This is a genomic window from Acinetobacter sp. V89_4, from assembly GCF_029967875.1.
Lineage (GTDB): Bacteria > Pseudomonadota > Gammaproteobacteria > Pseudomonadales > Moraxellaceae > Acinetobacter > Acinetobacter oleivorans.
The window spans coordinates 75,223-92,713 of record NZ_JASCAI010000018.1; the positions used below are offsets into that span (position 1 = coordinate 75,223).

Annotated in this window: 14 protein-coding genes; 5 read left to right on the plus strand and 9 right to left on the minus strand. The window is 41.5% G+C overall.

The genetic code is table 11. The features are described 5' to 3' along the window. Positions 1 to 2: 2 nt before the first annotated feature. From nuoG to ndhC, 6 genes are all read right to left on the minus strand, one after another. The gene (nuoG, locus tag QLG01_RS06670; protein ID WP_004794324.1) at positions 3 to 2,687 is read right to left on the minus strand and encodes an NADH-quinone oxidoreductase subunit NuoG; all 2,685 of its coding nucleotides are present in this window, start codon (positions 2,685 to 2,687) and stop codon (positions 3 to 5) included. Positions 2,688 to 2,698: 11 nt separating this feature from the next. Further along, entirely contained in the window at positions 2,699 to 4,030 is a 1,332-nt protein-coding gene (nuoF, locus tag QLG01_RS06675; RefSeq protein WP_049838194.1) for an NADH-quinone oxidoreductase subunit NuoF, read from the minus strand. Then, positions 4,027 to 4,536 carry an NADH-quinone oxidoreductase subunit NuoE gene (gene nuoE, locus QLG01_RS06680; RefSeq protein WP_005302974.1) on the minus strand — a complete coding sequence of 170 codons (510 nt, stop codon included), beginning with the start codon at positions 4,534 to 4,536 and terminating at the stop codon, positions 4,027 to 4,029. The genes nuoF and nuoE overlap by 4 nt, the downstream gene beginning before the upstream one ends. A gap of 13 nt (positions 4,537 to 4,549) precedes the next feature. After that, the gene (gene nuoC / locus QLG01_RS06685; protein ID WP_004794331.1) at positions 4,550 to 6,337 is read right to left on the minus strand and encodes an NADH-quinone oxidoreductase subunit C/D; all 1,788 of its coding nucleotides are present in this window, start codon (positions 6,335 to 6,337) and stop codon (positions 4,550 to 4,552) included. 84 nt (positions 6,338 to 6,421) lie between these two features. Beyond that, a complete protein-coding gene (locus QLG01_RS06690; protein WP_002050353.1) occupies positions 6,422 to 7,099 on the minus strand; it encodes an NADH-quinone oxidoreductase subunit B in 678 nt (225 codons plus the stop codon). A gap of 6 nt (positions 7,100 to 7,105) precedes the next feature. Beyond that, positions 7,106 to 7,657 (minus strand): NADH-quinone oxidoreductase subunit A, encoded by a 552-nt coding sequence (ndhC, locus tag QLG01_RS06695; RefSeq protein WP_003653481.1) that lies wholly within the window; start codon positions 7,655 to 7,657, stop codon positions 7,106 to 7,108. Positions 7,658 to 8,081: 424 nt separating this feature from the next. Between ndhC and QLG01_RS06700 the strand changes: the two genes are divergently transcribed. Together QLG01_RS06700 and QLG01_RS06705 are read left to right on the plus strand one after the other, a co-directional pair. After that, positions 8,082 to 9,500, plus strand: a complete 1,419-nt coding sequence (locus tag QLG01_RS06700; protein ID WP_005302972.1) for a diguanylate cyclase — start codon at positions 8,082 to 8,084, stop codon at positions 9,498 to 9,500. Between the two features lie 91 nt (positions 9,501 to 9,591). After that, positions 9,592 to 9,945, plus strand: coding sequence for a hypothetical protein (locus tag QLG01_RS06705; RefSeq protein ID WP_002120022.1), 354 nt, complete (start codon positions 9,592 to 9,594; stop codon positions 9,943 to 9,945). A gap of 22 nt (positions 9,946 to 9,967) precedes the next feature. Here the strand turns inward: QLG01_RS06705 and bfmS are convergent, their stop codons facing one another. Genes bfmS through QLG01_RS06720 form a run of 3 tightly spaced genes read right to left on the minus strand, consistent with a single transcriptional unit; the run spans position 9,968 to position 12,545 of the window. Beyond that, positions 9,968 to 11,617 carry a sensor histidine kinase BfmS gene (gene bfmS / locus QLG01_RS06710; RefSeq protein ID WP_005302970.1) on the minus strand — a complete coding sequence of 550 codons (1,650 nt, stop codon included), beginning with the start codon at positions 11,615 to 11,617 and terminating at the stop codon, positions 9,968 to 9,970. 32 nt (positions 11,618 to 11,649) lie between these two features. Continuing rightward, positions 11,650 to 12,366, minus strand: a complete 717-nt coding sequence (bfmR, locus tag QLG01_RS06715) for a response regulator transcription factor BfmR (RefSeq protein WP_003653488.1) — start codon at positions 12,364 to 12,366, stop codon at positions 11,650 to 11,652. After that, the gene (locus tag QLG01_RS06720; RefSeq protein ID WP_034679197.1) at positions 12,363 to 12,545 is read right to left on the minus strand and encodes a hypothetical protein; all 183 of its coding nucleotides are present in this window, start codon (positions 12,543 to 12,545) and stop codon (positions 12,363 to 12,365) included. Before QLG01_RS06720 ends, bfmR begins: the two co-directional genes overlap by 4 nt. A 353-nt stretch (positions 12,546 to 12,898) precedes the next feature. Between QLG01_RS06720 and QLG01_RS06725 the strand changes: the two genes are divergently transcribed. The 3 genes from QLG01_RS06725 (at position 12,899) to QLG01_RS06735 (ending at position 17,341) form a co-directional block, all read left to right on the plus strand. Continuing rightward, a complete protein-coding gene (locus QLG01_RS06725; protein ID WP_151989083.1) occupies positions 12,899 to 15,730 on the plus strand; it encodes a ribonucleoside-diphosphate reductase subunit alpha in 2,832 nt (943 codons plus the stop codon). 54 nt (positions 15,731 to 15,784) lie between these two features. Beyond that, a complete protein-coding gene (locus tag QLG01_RS06730) occupies positions 15,785 to 15,919 on the plus strand; it encodes a preprotein translocase subunit YajC (protein ID WP_081399196.1) in 135 nt (44 codons plus the stop codon). Positions 15,920 to 16,057: 138 nt separating this feature from the next. Continuing rightward, positions 16,058 to 17,341 (plus strand): ribonucleotide-diphosphate reductase subunit beta, encoded by a 1,284-nt coding sequence (locus QLG01_RS06735; RefSeq protein ID WP_005302967.1) that lies wholly within the window; start codon positions 16,058 to 16,060, stop codon positions 17,339 to 17,341. The last annotated feature ends 150 nt before the right edge of the window (positions 17,342 to 17,491 follow it).

Below are 17,491 nucleotides of genomic sequence, written 5' to 3' on the forward strand. Positions count from 1 at the left end.
AATTACACTCCTAAAGCCACTGAAACAGGCTCAGCTAGTGACACCATTGGTGCTAAACCAACTGGGTAACCAATATAACCTGTAGGTAAATATTCAATTACTTGTACAGGCAAGCTCACACTGGTTTCGCCTGCTTTTACAGTAATGCGTTGACCTTCTTGAAGGTTCAAACGAGTTGCATCTTGTTCGCCCACTGCAAACATAGCTTCTGGAATACGAGTTTCCATTGCAGGTGTTTTAATCGTGAATTCACCAGAACCAAAAATATGATGCATTGGTACTAAGCGGAAACTTTCAGGGTTTGCAACTACCGCTACTGGAGCTACATAGCTACGTGCAGGGCGTTTTGCCAAGCGATCGAATAAACGAACACCTGAATCACCACCTTTTAAGTGACCACCCACTTCATCTTGGTATTTGTTCCAAGATTGTGGAGAGTTCCAGCCCGGAGCCCACGCAAATGGTACTAATGATGATGCTTTTTGCGGACCAACATAACCTTCCATTGAGAATGTTAATGCTGAATCTGGATCGGTAGGCTGTTTCGGTTCATGAACTGATAACGGTGCACGCATTGCTGTACGGCCTGAATAACGACGTGGCTCACGCGCAATTTTCAAACCATGTACACGGTAACCAGCATCAGGTGCCACATCTTGAATTGCTTCAAGTACTGGTACATTTTTCACGATGCTTTCAATCACATCGTCAAGCAATGTCCAATCTACAGCCTTCCCTTTAATGCCAGTTTCAATGGCATGTAACCAACGCCATGATTCTTTAATTGCATATTCAGGCTTGTAGTAACTTGGATCGTAAACTTGATAGAAACGCTGTGCACGACCCTCTTGGCTTACAACAGTACCATCACCTTCCGCAAAGCTTGCTGCTGAAAGAACAATATCAGCCTGTTTTACAGTTTCAGTTTCACTGTGATCAAGCACGATTACTGTTTCAGCTTTATCTAGTGCAGCTTTTACTTGAGCAGCAGGTAAACGACGGAACAAGTCATTTTCAACAATAACAAGTGTGTCGTAGTCTTGAGCAAATGCTTGTTCAAGGCTTAAGCCACCAAACAATGCCAAGCCCATAGAGTTCACTTCAGGAACCACAAGACTTAAACCAGCTTTAGAACCTAAGTTCTGAGTCAACTCAGCCGCAGCTTCCATAATAGAAGCATCTTGCAAACTTGTGCCCGCAATGATTAATGGTTTGTTTGCTGTTTTTAAAGTGTCAGCAATAGTTTGAGCGAATGCTTTTGCATCGTCATCCAGACCAATTAATACATCACCTTTCACTGCTGCCGCTACGGCGAAGCCTAAACGTGCAATATCATTTGGTGAAGCAACAACTTCACCAGTTGCAACGTCGGCAAGACGAGTTTGAGTTGCAGCCAAGATATAGATTGGAGATTTTGCTTCTTGACCAATACGTTGTACAGGTTCAGCCAACCAATCTGGAGTACGTGTTTTCGCAGCCATTTCGCGAGCTTTGTTTTTCGCAGCTTGGCGAACAGACAATGCCATACGAGGAGCAGTTTGAGTCAGGTCTTCACCTAAAATCAGAACAGCATCGTAGCTTTCAATTTCACGCATGTTCGGGTTATAAATACCCTCGGTTTGCATGATAGATGCAGCAAGTTCAACAAGTTTTTGCTCTTTTTGTGCAACACCAGTTGAGTAATTTGCCTGACCTACAAGCTCACGTAGTGCGTAGTTCGATTCCAAACTTGCGCGCGGAGAACCAATACCCAAGACTTTTTTGCCTTGAAGCTTTGCAATCGTTTGATCTAAAGCTTGATCAACAGAAACAGTTGCAACAGTTTCACCGTTACGGAACTGAGGCTGACGTGGACGGTCTGCACGGTTTACATAACCTGTGCCAAAACGACCTTTATCACAAAGGAAGTACTGGTTAACCGAACCATTAAAACGGTTTTCTACGCGACGGATTTCACCATAACGTTCACCCGGAGAAATGTTACAGCCAGAAGAACAGCCTTGACACACGCTTGGTGCATACTGCATGTCCCATTTACGGTTATAACGCTCTGAATGAGTCTTATCAGTGAATACACCTGTTGGACATACTTCAGTCAAGTTACCCGAGAATTCAGATTCTAAAGTACCTGATTCTGGACGACCAAAGTAAACACGCGATGCATTGGCATACACACCAAAGTCTGTACCGCCCGCATAATCTTTGTAGTAACGAACACAACGGTAACAAGCAATACAGCGGTTCATTTCATGCGCAATGAATGAGCCGAGTTCTTGGTTGTAATGCGTACGTTTTGTGAAGCGGTAACGACGACGGTCATGACCCGTCATTACAGTCATATCTTGTAAATGACAGTGACCACCCTCTTCACAGACTGGACAGTCGTGCGGGTGATTCGTCATCAAAAATTCAACAATAGATGCACGGAAATCCGTTGCTTCTTTGTCTTCAATTGAGATATAGGTATTGTCAGATGCTGGTGTCATGCAAGACATGACCAAACGACCACGCGTATCTTCTGGATTCGCATATTGCGTAACAGCACATTGACGGCAAGAACCAACCGAACCTAAGGATGGATGCCAACAAAAATATGGGATGTCGATGCCCAGACTCAAACATGCTTGTAGCAAGTTTTCCGAGCCGTTGACTTCATACGATTTTCCATCGACATGAATTGTAGCCATAGTCGAATTCCTTAAGCTTGTTCTACGTTGCTGGTTTGCACGACAGGACGAGTCGTCACTTTCGCTTCAAACTCACCACGGAAATGTTTGAGTGCGCCCATAAGCGGCTCCATCGCACCTGGTGCGTGGGCACAGAAAGTTTTACCGATCCATAATTTACGAGTCAATTCTTGTAAATGGTCGATATCTTCTTTCTTACCTTCGCCTGCTTCAAGTGCTTTAAGCGCTTTAACAGCCCATGGCAAACCATCACGACATGGTGTACAGAAACCACATGATTCACGCGCAAAGAATTCTTCTAAGTTACGAGTGAGCGATACCATGCATTGGGTTTCATCGACAACCATCAATAAACATGTTCCCAAACGAGAACCTGCTTTCATAATCGTGTCTGCATCCATTGGTAAATCAATGGTATCTGCTGGTAAAAAGTCAGTTGAAGCACCGCCCGGTAACCATGCTTTAAGCTTTAAGCCTTCTCGCATACCACCAGCATGATCTTCAATCACTTCACGTGCAGTTGTACCAAATGGCAATTCCCAAAGACCTGGGAATTTCACTTTACCTGACGCACCATAAATTTTAGTGCCTGGGTCTTTTGATTTACCTGCTGATAAACCGATATACCACTCTGGACCACGAAGCATAATTGCTGGCAAGTTGTTATAAGTTTCAACGTTGTTCACAATTGTTGGACGGCCCCATGCTCCTGCAACTTGCGGGAACGGTGGCTTAGTACGAGGATTAGCACGACGACCTTCAAGCGAGTTAATCAATGCAGTTTCTTCACCACAGATATAACGCCCTGCACCCGTATGTACATGCAACTCAAAATTCCAGCCAGAACCTAAAATATTTTCGCCTAAATAACCTTTAGCACGAATCTGTTCTAACGCTTCATTTAGATATTGAGCGGCCTCGATGTATTCACCACGGATAAAGATATAACCATGAGTCGCCTCTAAGGTATAACCCGCAATTAACATCCCTTCGATCAATTGATGTGGAAGTTTTTCCATCAACAAACGGTCTTTAAAAGTACCCGGTTCCATTTCATCGGCATTACAGATCAAATAACGTGGACCACCATCATTTGGTGCCATTAATGACCATTTAATACCCGCTGGGAAACCCGCACCACCACGACCTTTTACGGTTGCAGCTTTAATCACGTCTAACACTTCAGCAGGTTTCATGCCTAATGCTTTTTTAAAACCAGCATAACCTTCAAGTGCTTCGTAATCATCAGCACCACGAACTTCGTCACGTTTGCTTAAACGCCAAGTTAGTGGATGAGTTTCTGGATTACCGTCGCCATAAATTGGTTTTGGTTCAGTATTCATACATACTTCTCCAATAACTGTTTGACCGATGTCACTTCAACTAAACCGTGAGTATCTTCATCAATCATTAAAGTTGGGCCTTTGTCGCAGTTGCCGAGGCAGCAAATTGGAAGCAGCGTAAAACGACCATCTGGTGTCGTCTGACCATACTGAATTCCTAGTTCGCGCTGGAATGCTTCAGCAAGTGTTTCTGCACCCATCAAGAAGCAAGCAATTGAGTCACAAAGCAAAATTACGTGACGACCTACCGGATGGCGATAGATACGGTTGTAAAATGTTGCAACACCTTCCAAATCAGCAACACTCATCGACAATAACTGTGCGATGGCATTCATTTGAGCGTCATCTACCCAACCATTACGGCGCTGTACACACTTCAATGCATCCAAAGAGGCTGCACGAGGGTATGGATAGTGACCAATGTGATGTTCGATATCGTGAATTTCTTCCGCAGTCAAAATTCCTTCAACATTCACACGTGGCTTTTTATCAGTCAAAATCATCATTATGTGTTACCTCTTAGCGATCCACGTCAGCCATAACCACGTCAATGGTCGCCAGATAAATGATTAAGTCAGATACCAAACTTCCGTTAATCACTGAAGGCATTTGCTGTAAGTGAGTAAACGTCGGTGTACGAATACGAGTACGATAACTCATCGTCGCTTTATCTGAAGTCAAGTAGTAAGTACTTGCGCCTTTAACCACTTCAGTCATAAATGATGACTCGCCCGCTGGCATGACAGGACCCCATGAAACGCTTAAGAAGTGCGTAATCAAGGTTTCAATATCTTGTAATGTCTTATCTTTCGGTGGTGGAACAGCCAATGGATGATCCGCTTTATATGGACCAGAAGGCATGTTATCCAAACACTGTTGAATAATTTTTAACGACTCAGTAATTTCACGGAAGTGAACGAGTACACGTGCATATGCATCGCCTTCATACTCAACTGGCACATCAAAATCGAAGTTTTCATAGCCACTGTATGGACGATATTTACGAACGTCAAAATCAATACCTGTCGCACGTAAACCAGTACCAGTTACACCCCATGCGAGTGCAGATTTAGCATCGTATTGTGCAACGTTACGCGTACGACCAATAAACACAGAGTTTTTCAATGCCGCTGTGTAGTATTCGTTTAAGCGCTTAGGCATCCACTCTAGCAATTCTTTAACAAGTTTCTGCCAGTTGTTTGGAAGATCGTGTGCTGTACCACCAATACGGAACCATGCTGGATGCATACGGTAACCCGTGATTGCTTCAACAATGTCGTAAACTTTTTGACGGTCTGCGAACATATAGAATACTGGTGTCATACCACCGGCATCCTGAATTGCCGTACCACAGAATAATAAGTGGTTATTAATACGGAACAATTCGTTCAACATGACACGAATCACTTGCGCACGTTCAGGAACTTTAATACCAGCCATTTGCTCTACAGCCATTACATACGGCATGTTTTGAGCACAACCACCTAAGTAGTCAACACGGTCAGTATAAGGAATGAAAGAATGCCATGTTTGACGTTCAGCCATCTTTTCCACACCACGGTGGTGATAACCGATATCAGGAACACAGTCCTTCACTTCTTCGCCATCTAACTGCAATACAACACGGAACGCACCATGTGCAGATGGATGGTTAGGACCCAAGTTCAAGAACATGAAGTCTTCGTCAGCGTTACCACGCTTAAGACCCCAGTCTTCTGGCACAAAACGTAAGTGCTCTTGTTCAAAGTCTTGTTTCGCTTTGTCTTGCATGTACGGCGTATATTCCGTCGCACGTGCTGAATATTCTTTACGAAGCGGATGACCTTCCCAGTACGTTGGCAACAAGATACGACGGAGCATTGGATGCCCTTCGAAATTGATACCGAACATATCGTAGGCTTCACGTTCATACCAGTTGGCATTTGGCCAGATATTAGTCGCTGTCGGAAGGTTAAGATCATTTTCGTTCAAGGCAACCTTGATACGAATGTCACTATTACGCTCAAGCGATAATAAATGATAGAACACAGTGAAGTCAGATGCTGGTAAACCATCACGATGAACACGTAAACGCTCATCCATCGCAGACAAGTCAAATAGCATTACATATGGACGTTCCACTTTACGTAGGAACATAAGGACTTCTTGCACGCGTGCGCGCTCAACCCAGACTGTTGGAAACTCTTCAAAAGTCGCCTGCACGTAAAAGTTCTCACCAAATTTGGTTTTGAGTTCTTCTACGATTGCAAATGCTGGGCGTGAATCAACTGGTGTTGACTCTGGCATAGCAATGTCAGTTTCAGCCATTGGCTTGGCTTCCTATTTAATACAAATTCTGTCAATTTTCTCGATGAACATATCGGTTAGATATGTCAAAACACCGTCAAAAAATTATTTAATCTCATCCATAGAGCGTAAGTTTTTAACGGCAATACGCTGCGCATTCTTACGGTCACGTTCTGGCATCATCTTTGGCTTATACACTGGCTGAAGATCATCACCGATCACGGCAGAAAGCGGGCGTCGCTCTAATTGAATCTGGTCTTGTAAAAGCATTAAAGCTTGAATTAATGCTTCAGGACGAGGCGGACAACCTGGGACGTACACGTCAACAGGAATAATTTTGTCTACACCTTGAACTACTGAATAGATGTCGTACATACCTCCAGAGTTTGCACAAGCACCCATCGAGATGACCCATTTAGGCTCTAACATCTGTTCATATAGACGCTGAATAACTGGTGCCATTTTTACGAAACAGGTTCCTGCAACAATCATCAAGTCAGCTTGACGAGGTGAAGCACGGATAACCTCTGCGCCGAAACGTGACAAGTCATGCACACCTGTTAAGGTCGTTGCATATTCAACGTAACAACAAGAGGTACCAAAGTTAAATGGCCACAAGGAGTTTTTACGCCCCCAGTTTACTGCTGTATGCAAGACATCCTCTAAACGAGTCATGAATACGTTTTTATTCACTTCTTCTTCTAGTGGATCTGTCACGATTTGACGTTCTTGCAATGGGTATTGATCAGCATCCGGATTCGCGCGGGTCAGAGTATATTTCATCCCGACTTACTCCTTTTCAGATGACAATGCAGGTGTAGTTTTTGACTTAACACGACCTGATGATTGAGCTGGAATCTGGCCTGTAGGGTCAGTTACGAGCTCTTCAATAGAGTTAAAGCGTGTAATTTCAGCAATGTTCATTGTTGGTGAACCGATTTTAATCGCCTCACCTGCTGATTTACGGCGATCTGCTGGTGACCAACTTAAAGCACCTACAGAGAAGGCATAAACAAGCGCAATCAATAAATCAACGACAAAGATCACGACAGTGGTATATCCCAACCACCCTACTTCACGCACAGAAGTAGACCATGCATAGAGGTAAAGTGCCTCTAAGTCGAAGACAACAAAGAAAATTGCAACTAAATAGAACTTTGCAGACAGGCGAATGCGAGCGCCACCAGCACTCACGACACCCGATTCAAACTGCTCTTGCTTAGCACGCCCCCACGATTTCCCCCCGAGGAGTAAGGGAACTGTGAGCATAAAGACGCAAAGAAATGTAACGCCGATCACGAAGGCGATAATCGCCCAGTCGTATGGAGTAATGGCACTCATGCGGGGATAACTCCTGGCAGGCCTATTATTTAACAAAGAATGTATGTATTGGCCTTCAAATACACCAAACACAAAATTAATCCCGCCAATTGTACCTGATTTCTAATTTCGCATGCTAGTTGAAGCGTCTTAGTCTTTCGGATGATTTTCTAAACAAAACTATTCTTCTATGGGTTGTAAGGGGGGTTTCACCGCACATAATCGGTTTATTTAATAGTTTTTTTGTTTATGATGATTTTTTTCATTTTTTAATTTTAGAATATTTACACAGTTCATCGACTATTAAGTTTTAATAACTTACTTTTTTATAATATTAGTTTGTTTTTTATTGTATTCAGCTTCTCCTCTGAATTATGATGAATGTTTAGTCATGCATAATATTTTATTACTCTTGGATAAGAGTATTTATCATTAAGGGCAGCTGATGCCATACTCACTTCGTGAATTTTCATTTTTCTCCTCTTTAAAAATTTTTCTCCTGTTTAGCTTCATTATTGCAGTATGTTGTTTTATTGGCATCGCATCTCGTCCTTTAAGCTTTCTCGCATTCTTCTGGCCTGCTAACTCGGTTTTGCTGGGTTTACTCATTCGCTTTCCAAGCACACGTCGATTAAGCTCATTTTTAGGTGCTTATAGCGGCTATGTCGTTGCCGATCTGCTTCAGGGTACTCCATTTGCTCTTACACTCGTTTTAACAACGTCAAATTTTCTTTATGTTGTTACTACGTTTGCACTCTATATGTTTTTTAATCAGCATATTAAAGCGGCCTACCGAGGTTATTCTTACCTTTTTTTATTTGCTTTATGCGGAGTAGGAAGCGTAGCAGGCGCATTGTTTGCAGCAACTTTCGTACCCATGTTTAATACTAAATTTATGCTAGGTGGTTTGTGGGATGAATTTGGTTACTGGTTCACTTCAGAATTGCAAAATGCTCTACTTCTTTTACCGATCATATTGAACCTACCTCAATATAGTCAGGTAAAACATTATTTTTCAAGAAATCGCGGCTTACAAGTAACCGACCTTTTACCTTTCGGGGCGGTCCTCATTTCTATTGCAGCCAGCTATTATGATTCTGGTCCTGGTTCGCTACTCTACCCAATTGCTGCACTGATTTGGTGTGCAATTCGCTACAAACCTATTGTTGTTGCACTCATTACAAGTCTTACGAGTGCCTACATTATTTATCATGTCTCTGGACATTATCTTTTACTCTATCCGAATGACTATTTCAGCAATACGATTTCAATCCGTATTGGGTTAATCATGATGACGATTGCCCCTCTTACGGTTTCCAGTATTAGTGTTTTACACTCAGAATTAATTCAAAAGCTTCAACATGCGATTGCCCATGACGAGTTAACCTCAAGTCTCACTCGACGCCAATTTTTACAGTCGGTCAGACTACTTCAAGAAAAAGTGCACAAGGAAAATAAAACCTCAGCCTTTTTTATGTTGGATGTAGACCATTTCAAACAAGTTAATGACAATTACGGCCATCAAATAGGTGATCGCGCCCTACAAACCTGTGTTACCACTATTCAAAATATTTTGCATCCTCATGATTTATTAGGACGATTTGGCGGTGAAGAATTTGCAATTTTCATTGCAGATACCACTAAAGAGAGTGCCTTTGACCTTGCAGAGCAAATACGAATTAAAATTAGTCAGCAACCGATTTATATTTATGGGAAATTACCAATTTTCATACAAGTCAGTATTGGTATAAGTTTATATTCCCCTTCATCCCATAGAGCGATTGAAAATTTATTTAAAGAAGCAGATGACGCTTTATATCAAGCAAAACGCCAAGGGCGTAATCGGGTCTTTATATCTTTATAGGTTTTCATTTAATCATCTAGTGTAATGAATTTTATACAATAACCTGTGTTTTGCCATGTATGCTAATAACAGATAATAAGGAGAAAAATGCATGACTCTAGAATATACGCATAAACCAAACTACTACTTGTTTGCTCAGTTACTTGTGCGACATATAGAAAGCTATATTCACAAACATCCAGATGCGAATAATGCAATTTTTGACTTGCGAGATGTCTATGAAATATTTAGACAGGATTTTGCGTCAACGACAACAAACCTAGAAGGTATTTTGCATATTGCAGATGAATATAAAATAGAAACGCTTAATGGAGATCAACCTCTTATTCAAAAATACCAGATTGATGCAAAAAACAATTCATTACTGATCGACTTTAATTCCGATGCGTTGACCAGCTTAAGAAGCGGAAAACCTATTTTGGAACCAGATGCAACTCAACTATAAGTAACACAATAAAAAAGCACCTTTAGGAAGGTGCTTTTTTATTGGTTTTCAACGGAGGTTGTTTAAAGCGTTTTGCAGGCCATGTCATGATAAAGCGAGCTCCACCTAAGGTAGGACTTTCATCTACTTTAATCTCACCACCAAACCAATAAGCAATACGACTTACAATTGACAACCCTAAACCATAACCACCTGACGCACGCGTACGACTGTCATCTAAGCGGGCAAAGGCTTCAAATACTCTTTGACGATCTTGTTCAGGAATTCCGGCACCATCATCTTCAACACAGACAAAGGCCATGCCATCGCTGTGAACACCACCTGTAATGCGAACTTTGTTATCACAATAACGAACAGCGTTACCCACCAAGTTTTGAACAACACGGTGAAGATAACGACGCTCTGCATCTACTTTTAAATAAACAGGAGGAGCAACAAGCTCAATTTCTTTTTGCGTTTTTAAAGCTTCAGTTTCTACCGCAACCTGATCCAACACATCAAATAGCGCAATTTCAGCAAAATCTAATGAAGGTGTACCCTGCTCTAGCTTTGCATAAGTCATGATTTCATCAATTAAAGTATTAAGCGCCTCAATATCTTTATCAATCATATCGACCTGATGCATACGATGATTGTAATCATCTTCCTCTGCCAACATCTCTGTACCAAAACGTATACGTGCAACCGGCGTTCTAAGCTCATGAGATACAGCTCTCATCAACTCACGCTGAGCCTCAATTAAACGCTGAATATGATCAGACATATTGTTATAACTTGATGCTAAGTTTGCCATTTCATCACTTCCTTCAATAGGAACACGCAATGACAGATCACCTGACTTCATGCGGTTTAACGCATAACGCACTTGGCGAATTTTACGCTCTAACGGCAAGATAAGGCCATAAACACCTAAGCTCAGTAAGAATAGGCTAAATAAGGTAATTCCGGCAGAAAGCTGTAAAGGCATCCAGTTAAACATTGGAACCGGTCCAAGAACCAGAACTCGTGTAGGCTGATTTGGTATTGGAGATACGATTGAAATGGTCGTGCCACGCATTGTTGCACTATCTTTGTACAACATGACACTTTGGTCTTGGCGTAAACGACCAATTTGTTCAGAGTCTAGATTAATATCTTGAATATTGTAGATATTAATTGGATATGAAAAATGTTTTTGAATCTTGGCAAGATATTCTTGTTCTTGCCCTGGATAAAACATTAGATAATCAAGTACAAAAATAGGGAGAGCCTTCATTTGGCGCTCACTAATTTTGTCTACTTTTATCGATAAAAAGTGCTGAGGATCGTCACGTAAACCAATAATGATATACGCAATACTATTACTGGCATCGTAACGAACAACAGACTTTTGAGCTTCGATCCGTTTTTTCTCAGTACGAGATAACTCAACCTTGCTCGCATCAGTGTAATAAATTGGAAGTTCCAATAAATCTGATGCATCTGAAACCCAGTCTATTTTCTGTTGCTTCCCCGGTTGTCGAGCGACTCCCTCACTGATGACATAAGAAATACCATCAGTTAAAGATTCACGGTATTCTTGAGCACGCTGATAATTGATAATTTGTACAAGCAAATAACCAAAAACGGCAACCAAAACAACAAGAATTACCAGTCCCGCATAGATTCGCAGGAATATGCTGTGTTTAAACACTCGACCAACCTTATAGGAAGTTTATTCAGATCTTATAACCCATTGGTTTCTTTAACGAACAAGTAACCTTTACTACGCACTGTTTTAATACGTTTTGGATTTTCAGGATCATCACCAATTTTTGGACGAATACGTGAGATACGGACATCGATTGAACGGTCCTGACCATCGTATTCAATACCGCGTAAACGTTCGAAGATATCTTCACGCGATAAGATACGACCAGCATTTGATGCAAGCAACCATAATAGGTCATATTCTGCGCTAGTGAAATCAACAAGCTCACCATGCAGTGTTACAGAACGGCCGCCATTATCAATTACAAGGTCATCAAATTCGATACGCTGTGCAACTTCGTCTTCTACAGTTTTATCTGTGCGACGTAATAGTGCACGAATACGTGCTAATAGCACACGTGGTTGAACTGGTTTAGCAACATAGTCGTCTGCACCCATTTCTAGACCAAGTACCTGATCCATATCTTCTGTACGTGCAGTCAACATCAAAATCGGTTGATGATAATGTGGACGAACTTCACGGCAAACAGTTAAGCCATCGGCACCCGGCAACATGACATCCAAGACCACTAGGTCTGGTTGTTCACTAATAATACGACGAATTGCACGGTTACCATCAGTTTCTACACCAACTTCCAAGCCGTTGCGGATTAAATACTCTTGAGTTAATCGTGCTAAACGCTCGTCATCTTCAACGATCAGAATCTTTGGTAACTTTTCTTCTTGGCTCATATCATTGCCCCTATAAATCTCATTACATGCATCTTAAAAATCTTGCAGATACATTCGTTTATCATTTGCAATATACACACGTTTACATTGTAAACAAGTAGGCGTTCACCAAACTGATACATGACAACCGTGTTTTGTTGCATTTTATTAACCTTTGAATTTTCTCGTGTTTTTAACATTTAGTTATTGTTATGAAATTTCATATTCTATTCATATTTCCAATGTATGAATATTAAACAAATTATTTCTTCTCCTACATTAATTGTATTTAAGTGCTTGTTTTTTGAGTTATCCACAAAGTTATCTATAAGCGTTTTTTAATAGCTTTGCTATGCTATCTCCCATCAAATCATACAGATAAAAAATTACTAAAAAGTCAAGATTGATCTGCTATGAAAAATCCCGTATCTTGTGTTCAAAATAAACTTTAACTACTAAGTCTTGTGTTTATCCCTCAAACATCGTGGCATACTTTTTGCTCGGTTCAAACGGTCTATAAACATAACAAAAGTGACAATGGAGCTATGCTGGCATGAGCGTAATTACTTCGACTCCCGGTCAAATTCAGGTGATCAAACGCACTGGAGATGTTGCTGCATTTGATGCAGAGAAAATTTCTGTTGCGATTGGTAAAGCTTTTCTTGCTGTGGAAGGTCAACAGAGTTCGGATTCAAGCCGTATTCACGACCGTATTACCCAACTGACGGAAATGGTATTAAATACTTTCACTCGTCGTTTACCATCAGGCGGTACGATCCATATTGAAGAAATTCAAGATCAGGTTGAACTTGCTTTAATGCGTACCGGAGAACAGAAAGTTGCTCGCGCTTACGTGATTTACCGTGAACAACGCACTACTGCTCGTCAGCAAACGAACTCAAACCACCACCCTACATTACAAGTTACCGATGCTAACGGTCAGCTTCAGCCACTTGATTTAAGTGCATTGCAAGCAACTGTAGCGAAAGCAGCTGAAGGTTTGGAAGGTATTGATGTTCAGGCCATTGTTGATGAAACCGTTAAGAACTTATATAACGGCGTAAAAGAAAGTGATATTGCCACTACAATGATGATGGCAACACGTACTCGTATTGAACAAGAACCAAACTATACTTACGTAACTGCACGTTTGCTTTCTAGTGAATTAGTGAGCACAGGTTTAGCGTTCTTAGGCTTACCTACAGATACGCCTGAAAACAATGCACTCGAAGCCTTTTTGAAAAAAGGTGTAGAGCTTGACTTGCTTTCACCAGATTTGCTTGATTTCGATTTAGAGAAATTGGCAGCAGCAATTCAGCCAGAACGTTCTAATCAGTTTACCTACTTAGGTTTACAGACTTTATTTGACCGTTACTTCATTCACTCAAATGGCGTTCGCTTCGAATTACCACAATTATTCTTTATGCGTGTGTCGATGGGTCTTGCGTTAAATGAGCAAGATAAAGAAGAACGTGCAATCGAGTTCTATAACTTATTGTCTAGCTTCGACTACATGGCGTCTACGCCTACCCTGTTTAACTCAGGTACATTACGTCCACAGCTTTCTAGTTGCTACTTAACAACAATTGGCGATGACCTTTACGACATTTATGGCGCAATGCGTGACAACGCTATGCTTTCTAAATGGGCTGGTGGTTTAGGAAATGACTGGACACCTGTACGTGCCTTGAACTCTTACATTAAGGGTACAAACGGTAAATCTCAGGGTGTGGTTCCATTCTTGAAAGTTGCGAACGATACAGCTGTTGCAGTAAACCAAGGTGGTAAGCGTAAAGGTGCCGTGTGTGCATACTTAGAAACTTGGCACTTAGACATTGAAGAGTTTTTAGAGCTTCGTAAAAACACTGGTGATGACCGTCGCCGTACACACGATATGAACACTGCGAACTGGGTTCCAGACTTGTTTATGCAACGTGTATTTGAAGATGGTGAATGGACACTATTTACCCCTTCTGAAACTCCAGACTTGCACGACTTAACTGGTGCTGAATTTGCTGAGCGTTATGCCTACTATGAGTCTGTAGCGAAAGAAACCAACATGCTACACAAGAAAGTACGTGCTAAAGACTTATGGCGCAAAATGCTTTCTATGTTGTTTGAAACTGGTCACCCGTGGATTACATTCAAAGATGTATGTAACTTACGTTCACCACAACAACATGTTGGTGTAGTTCACTCATCTAACTTATGTACTGAAATTACCTTGAATACAAATCAAGACGAAATTGCAGTATGTAACTTGGGCTCAATCAACCTTGTACAACACGTTCAAGGTGGTGTGTTAGACCGTGAGAAGTTAGCTCGCACAATTAAAACAGCAGTACGCATGCTCGATAACGTTATCGACATTAACTACTACGCTGTACCACAAGCGAAAAACTCGAACTTGAAACACCGCCCAGTCGGCATGGGTATCATGGGCTTCCAAGATGCTCTATATGAAATGAACATCGCTTACGGTTCAGACGCTGCTATTGATTTTGCTGATGAATCAATGGAAGTGATTAGCTACTACGCGATTGAAACTTCAAGCAACTTAGCTGTTGAACGTGGTTCTTACTCAACATTTAAAGGTTCATTGTGGGATCAAGGTATCCTTCCAATCGACTCTTTAGAAATTGTTGCGAAATCTCGTCCAGAGCGCATGTTCGAAGTTGACCGTACTCAACGTTTAGACTGGGACACTTTACGTGCCAAAGTTCAAAAAGACGGTATGCGTAACTCAAACGTGATGGCGATTGCTCCTACTGCAACCATCTCTAACATTTGTGGTGTTTCTCAGTCTATTGAGCCAACATTCCAGAACTTATATGTGAAATCTAACTTGTCTGGTGAGTTCACTGTAATTAACCCTTACCTCGTTCGTGCATTAAAAGATCGTGGTCTTTGGGACACAGTAATGGTTAACGACTTGAAACACTTTGAAGGTTCAGTACAAAAAATTGCTCGTATTCCTGAAGAATTAAAAGCAATCTTTGCTACTGCATTTGAAGTAGATACACGTTGGATCGTTGATGCTGCATCACGCCGTCAAAAGTGGATTGATCAAGCTCAATCTCTTAACCTTTACATCTCTGGTGCTAATGGTAAGAAACTTGACATCACTTACAAGATGGCATGGTTACGTGGTCTTAAGACGACTTATTACCTCCGAGCTTTAGGCGCAACTTCTGCTGAAAAATCTACAATCAACACAGGTGCTTTAAACGCAGTTAAACCTGCGACTGTTGAAGCAGCGGCAGTTGCTGCCCCTGTTGTAGAAGCGAAAAAACCAGAAACTGTTGAAGAAGATGGTTTTACTCAAGCAGCTCCAGTTCCAATGGCTTGTTCAATCGACAACCCAGATTGTGAAGCTTGCCAATAACATTCAATAAAATTGCTCTTTTTCACTAAAGAGCAATTTTAAGAGGTAAAGATTATGCTTTTTCATCTCAGCCATAACTATATGCTTGGTGTTGGAGTTTTAATCTTTGCCTTTCTTTTCTTTTATATACCATTGATTTACGCATTTTTCACAATACGTAAGCAACAGCGTAAGCAAAATAAGTTGTAGTGAGTAGAGACCAGAGGCCCAAAATTTGGTCATGCATCAATAAAACTTAATTTTGTTTACACATTAAAAGCGTATAGTAGGGACATCTTCGTTTAAGAGATGTCAAATATAGATATACACAACGAAGAGAGAACAAAAATGTCTATCCTTAGTTGGGACGATTTTGAAGATGATTCGCAAAAACCGGCTGCACCTGAACACAAGTCTGCGCCCATCCAACCGGAAAAAACGTCTGATTCGCAGAATGTATCTGCTGCGCAGTCATCATCGCAGAGCGTGGCAGCTCCACAATCCGCTGGAACCCATTCCGTGCGACCAACAGTTGCCTCCGATACGGTGGCTAGAGCCTCTGCAGCCTTAGAACACTTAGATGTTGCCCCTGGCCTTGAAGAGCTAGAAATGGGCGCGCAACGTGTTCAAGTTGATGACAAAGCAATGATTAACTGTCGTGCGGACTTGAACCAGCTTGTTCCATTTAAATATGAGTGGGCTTGGCAGAAGTATCTTGACGGGTGTGCAAACCACTGGATGCCGCAAGAAGTAAACATGAACCTAGACATCGCGCTTTGGAAGTCTGAAAACGGCTTAACTGAAGATGAGCGTACGATTGTTATGCGTTCTTTAGGTTTCTTCTCTACTGCGGACTCTTTGGTTGCAAACAACTTAGTATTGGCAATTTACCGCCACATTACTAACCCTGAATGCCGTCAGTACATTTTGCGTCAAGCATTTGAAGAAGCAATTCACACTCACGCTTACCAATACTGTATCGAATCTTTAGGTATGGATGAAGGCGAAGTCTTCAACATGTACCGTGAAGTTCCATCTGTTGCGCGTAAAGCAGCATGGGGATTGAAATATACTCAATCTTTAACTGACCCTAATTTCCACACAGGCACACCTGAAAACGACCAGCGTTTACTTCGTAACCTGATTGCATTCTACTGTGTTCTTGAAGGGATCTTCTTCTACTGTGGCTTTACTCAAATTTTGAGTATGGGTCGTCGTAACAAGATGAACGGTGTTGCTGAGCAATTTCAATACATCTTGCGTGATGAGTCTATGCACTTGAACTTTGGTATCGACATGATTAACCAAATCAAGATTGAGAACCCTCACCTTTGGAGCGCTGAGTTCCAACAAGAAGTGGTTCAAATGATTGTTGAAGGCACAATGCTTGAAATCGAATATGCGCGTGACACAATGCCACGTGGTGTATTGGGTATGAATGCAAGCATGATGGAAGAATATTTGAAATTCATCTGTAACCGCCGTTTATCTCAGTTAGGTTTACCAGAGCAATTTGCCGGTGTAACGAATCCATTTGCGTGGATGTCTGAGATGATGGACTTACGTAAAGAGAAGAACTTCTTTGAAACTCGCGTAACTGACTACCAAACTGGTGGCGCGTTAAGCTGGTAAGTTTAAGCATCTGCTAAATAAAAAAACCGCTATCTATAGCGGTTTTTTTATTGGCTATCGCCTGCTGTATCTTACGCACATCACGTTCAAGTATGTATCAATCTTTAGCAATCTTGCTAAATTGACTCCCCTATACTTATCTCCTATGAC